Below are 3,949 nucleotides of genomic sequence, written 5' to 3'. Positions count from 1 at the left end.
CGAATTAGTGGTCCTCGCTGGCTAATAGTGCGTTGGCACTTAAATAGTGCGTGTGATTTGGCATTCATCTGGGACAGCTGTATTAATCGTCATTTCTGTACGCTATCTGATTGTTTTTATTGTGTTAATTTCAAATATCCTACGCAATTTTGCGCCGCTCTATCTAGAACAGAAAGTCCAAGCGCATTTTTTTGAGGCATTATGTAAAGCAGATTTTGTTGTTCGCCCTATATTTGTGCATAAGCTCGGATTTTGGCGTAGGTGCATAAAGCATGGTTCTTGCCGAGTTTTATTCGTGCGGAGTGATATCTTTGTAACTTATTGAATTTTAATAATAAAAAAGTAGTTGGCACCGAAAATGCTATAGCAAGACCAGGATTGTGCTTGATCACTTTCTATATACCAAAATGCGGAGACTACAACATGAACAAAATGAAAACTTTATTGGCTGCTAGTGTTGCAGCAGCTTCAATGGCCATGATTGCTGCACCGGCTTCTGCAGAAGTTGCTGCTAGTGTTGGTGTTGCCAGTACTTATTTATGGCGTGGTTATGATCTGGGTTCAGGTACTCCGGCAGTGTCTGGCGATCTGAGCTATAGCACTGCCGGTGCCTATATTGGCGCTTGGGCGTCATCTGGTGACACAGCAGCGGGCACTGAGTACGACTTATACGCCGGTTACGGTATGGACATCGGTGGTGGTGTAAGTTTCGATATTAGTGTTTGGAACTACAACTACCCCACTGGCGCTGGCTACCTCGCTACCGAAGAAACTGATTTGTTTGAGCATTCAGACCTGATCCTTACTGTTGGTCTTGGCCCAATTAGCGTCTCTTACTATGAGCCGATTGCTGGTCCATCTGGCTACACCTTATACAACTACTACACCATTAGCGGCAGTGTAGCTGCATTCTCGTTAACTATCGGTATGGAAGATATCGATGGTAACGAAACTATGCACGCCGACCTCTCTTATGCTTATAACGACAATCTGTCGTTTATTGTGAGCCAACAGGATGGTGATGATGTATTGGCTGTAGATACAGATCCAAAATTCATTGTTTCTTATAGCTTGCCAATTTCTATGTAATACCCCGACCGGTGGCTTGTTGTTGCCGGTCATTTTTTTAACTTAGTCCTAGTGTGTGATTCACGCACATTAACAGGAGATTTCCGATGAAATTGATTACGGCTGTTATTAAGCCATTCAAACTTGATGATGTGCGTGAGGCGCTGTCTGACATCGGCGTACAGGGCATAACTGTTACCGAGGTGAAGGGTTTTGGTCGCCAAAAAGGTCACACAGAGTTGTATCGTGGCGCTGAGTACGTTGTAGATTTTCTTCCTAAGGTGAAGATCGAAGTTGCAGTTGCAGACGGGTCTGTTGAGCCGACTATTGAAGCAATTACTAAATCAGCGAATACCGGTAAAATTGGTGACGGCAAAATTTTTGTTACCGCACTTGAGCAGGTTGTTCGTATCCGTACTGGCGAGACTGGCGAAGACGCTATTTAATTTCGCATTACGGTTGTTATAAACATTAATTAAAAGATAATTCTCTTTCCCTTTGGAGGGCATGTGATGGAAGACATCATACAGGTCAAGTACGCCCTGGACACGTTCTATTTCCTTGTCTGTGGCGCGCTGGTTATGTGGATGGCAGCAGGTTTTGCCATGCTCGAAGCCGGTCTGGTTCGTTCAAAAAATACGACTGAAATTTTAACCAAAAATATTGCACTGTACGCAATTGCCTGCACCATGTATTTGCTGTGTGGTTACACAATTATGTACGGTGGTTCTGAAGGTGGCATTCTGCCAGACTCATGGTTTGGCAATGGCATTTCTGATGCGTCAGTAGAAGACGTATTAGCCTCTAACGGCGACATCTACTACTCTGGTTCTTCAGACTTCTTCTTCCAAGTAGTGTTTGTTGCTACTGCTATGTCGATTGTTTCTGGTGCGGTTGCTGAGCGCATGAAACTGTGGGCCTTCCTTGCTTTTGCAGTGGTAATGACCGGTGTTATTTACCCTCTACAAGGTATGTGGAAATGGGGCGGCGGTTTTCTCGACGCAGCCGGCTTCTCTGATTTCGCGGGTTCTGGTGTAGTTCACATGTGTGGCGCTGCGGCAGCATTGGCAGGTGTACTGCTGCTGGGCGCACGTAAGGGCAAATATGGCGCAGGCGGTCAAGTTAACGCAATTCCTGGTGCCAACCTGCCGCTGGCAACCCTTGGTACCTTCATCCTGTGGATGGGCTGGTTCGGCTTTAACGGCGGCTCTGAGTTGATGGTTTCTAACATTGAAGAAGCCAACGCCACAGCACAAGTATTTGTTAACACCAACGCCGCTGCTTCTGGTGGATTGATTGCGGCCCTGTTGGTTGCTCGCATTCTGTTCGGTAAAGCAGATTTGACCATGGCATTGAACGGCGCCTTGGCTGGGCTGGTTGCTATTACTGCAGAACCACTGACGCCTGGCCCAATGGCCGCAACCTTAATCGGTGCAGTGGGTGGTGTGATCGTGGTGTTCTCGATCTTGGCCTTGGACAAAATCAAAATCGACGATCCCGTTGGTGCGATCTCTGTACACGGTGTTGTTGGCTTGTGGGGCTTGGTGGCGGTGCCATTAACGAACACCGATGCCAGCTTTGGTGCTCAGATTTACGGCGCAGCGATCATCTTCGCGTGGGTGTTTGGTGCCAGCCTAGTGGTTTGGAGCATACTCAAAGTGGTTATGGGTATACGTGTTGCTGAAGAGGAAGAGTACGAAGGTGTCGACCTCTCTGAATGCGGTATGGAAGCTTATCCAGAATTCACCAGCAAGTAAGACTCTCCCCGTTTGGTGATTTCAGGGCGCTCATTGAGCGCCCTTTTTTTGTTTTAAGCTTGCCGAGAGACGCAAGGGCCCGTCCTAGCAGCGCGAAAGCGCTGAGCACTTGCTGCTCCGTAGTGTGATGGACTCCTGCCTCCGCAGGAGTGACCAGCAAGGGTAAGTGCTGGTCTTGCCGTCAAGTCACACCTGCGCAGGCAGATACTCATATGAGCGTAGCGAATGCCCCTGCCCGCCAAAGGCTTGACGGAAGACGAGAGACGCAAAGGCCCGTCCTAGCAGCGCGAAAGCGCTGAGCATTTGCTGCTCCGTAGTGTGATGGACTCCTGCTTCCGCAGGAGTGACCAGCAAGGGTAAGTGCTGGTCTTGCCGTCAAGTCACAGCTGTGCAGGCAGGTATCCATGTGAGCGACCGTGAATAAAATGCGTCTCCCGTCAAGCGCAGTGGTAGTGCAGGATTGGCGTTTCATACCTCGTAACCCACCAGTTTTTTTGCACTTATTTACAGCAAAATACGTGATCACCTTGCCAAACCCCTGCAGCCGAGGCTAAATAGGGTGTAAATTGCAGTAATCATAATGAAGGGGATACTACGGCGATGAAATTAGTCAGTGCGGTTATTAAGCCGTTTAAATTAGATGATGTCCGTGCCGCTTTGTCGGAAATTGGCGTGCAGGGTGTTACGGTAACCGAAGTTAAAGGCTTCGGTCGCCAGAAAGGCCATACCGAGCTGTACCGTGGCGCAGAATACGTTGTCGATTTCTTGCCCAAGGTTAAGTTAGAAATTGCTGTGACCGACGATCAGGTAGAGAAAGTCATTGATACCGTCACCAAGGCCGCTTGTACCGGTAAAATTGGCGACGGTAAAATATTCGTCACCTCGCTTGAGCAAGTTATTCGTATTCGCACCGGCGAGACTGGCGAAGACGCGATCTAAATCACGGTTTACATCAGCAAGTTATAGGCGGCTTTTTAGCCGCCTTTTTTGTGCGTGCGCCAGGCATGGCGCGTAGCGCCGTGACGGGCGCTGTTCCAAACCGCGTGGTGGCGATTGGATGACTTGGTGGTGAGAGTCCACTATCGGCCCGGCAAGGGGAACGATTAGCCGAACGGCAAGGGTGT

4 protein-coding genes are annotated in these 3,949 nt (G+C 48.7%); all 4 read left to right on the top strand.

Annotated features, from left to right (window positions below; genetic code table 11):
• Positions 1-423 precede the first annotated feature (423 nt).
• The 4 genes from ABYP33_RS17665 (at position 424) to glnK (ABYP33_RS17650) (ending at position 3,764) form a co-directional block, all read left to right on the top strand.
• Positions 424-1,089 (top strand): TorF family putative porin, encoded by a 666-nt coding sequence (locus ABYP33_RS17665; protein ID WP_373092516.1) that lies wholly within the window; start codon positions 424-426, stop codon positions 1,087-1,089.
• A gap of 86 nt (positions 1,090-1,175) precedes the next feature.
• The gene (gene glnK, locus ABYP33_RS17660; RefSeq protein WP_008253407.1) at positions 1,176-1,514 is read left to right on the top strand and encodes a P-II family nitrogen regulator; all 339 of its coding nucleotides are present in this window, start codon (positions 1,176-1,178) and stop codon (positions 1,512-1,514) included.
• 66 nt (positions 1,515-1,580) lie between these two features.
• Entirely contained in the window at positions 1,581-2,825 is a 1,245-nt protein-coding gene (locus tag ABYP33_RS17655; protein ID WP_373092514.1) for an ammonium transporter, read from the top strand.
• Positions 2,826-3,425: 600 nt separating this feature from the next.
• On the top strand, positions 3,426-3,764 hold the full coding sequence (gene glnK, locus ABYP33_RS17650; protein ID WP_008253411.1) for a P-II family nitrogen regulator: 339 nt from the start codon (positions 3,426-3,428) through the stop codon (positions 3,762-3,764).
• Positions 3,765-3,949 lie beyond the last annotated feature (185 nt).

The organism is Zhongshania sp. (assembly GCF_041584495.1).
In the GTDB taxonomy this organism is placed as follows: Bacteria; Pseudomonadota; Gammaproteobacteria; order Pseudomonadales; family Spongiibacteraceae; genus Spongiibacter.
Note: the sequence above shows the minus strand (reverse complement) of the source record. Positions and strands in the feature narration are given on the sequence as shown.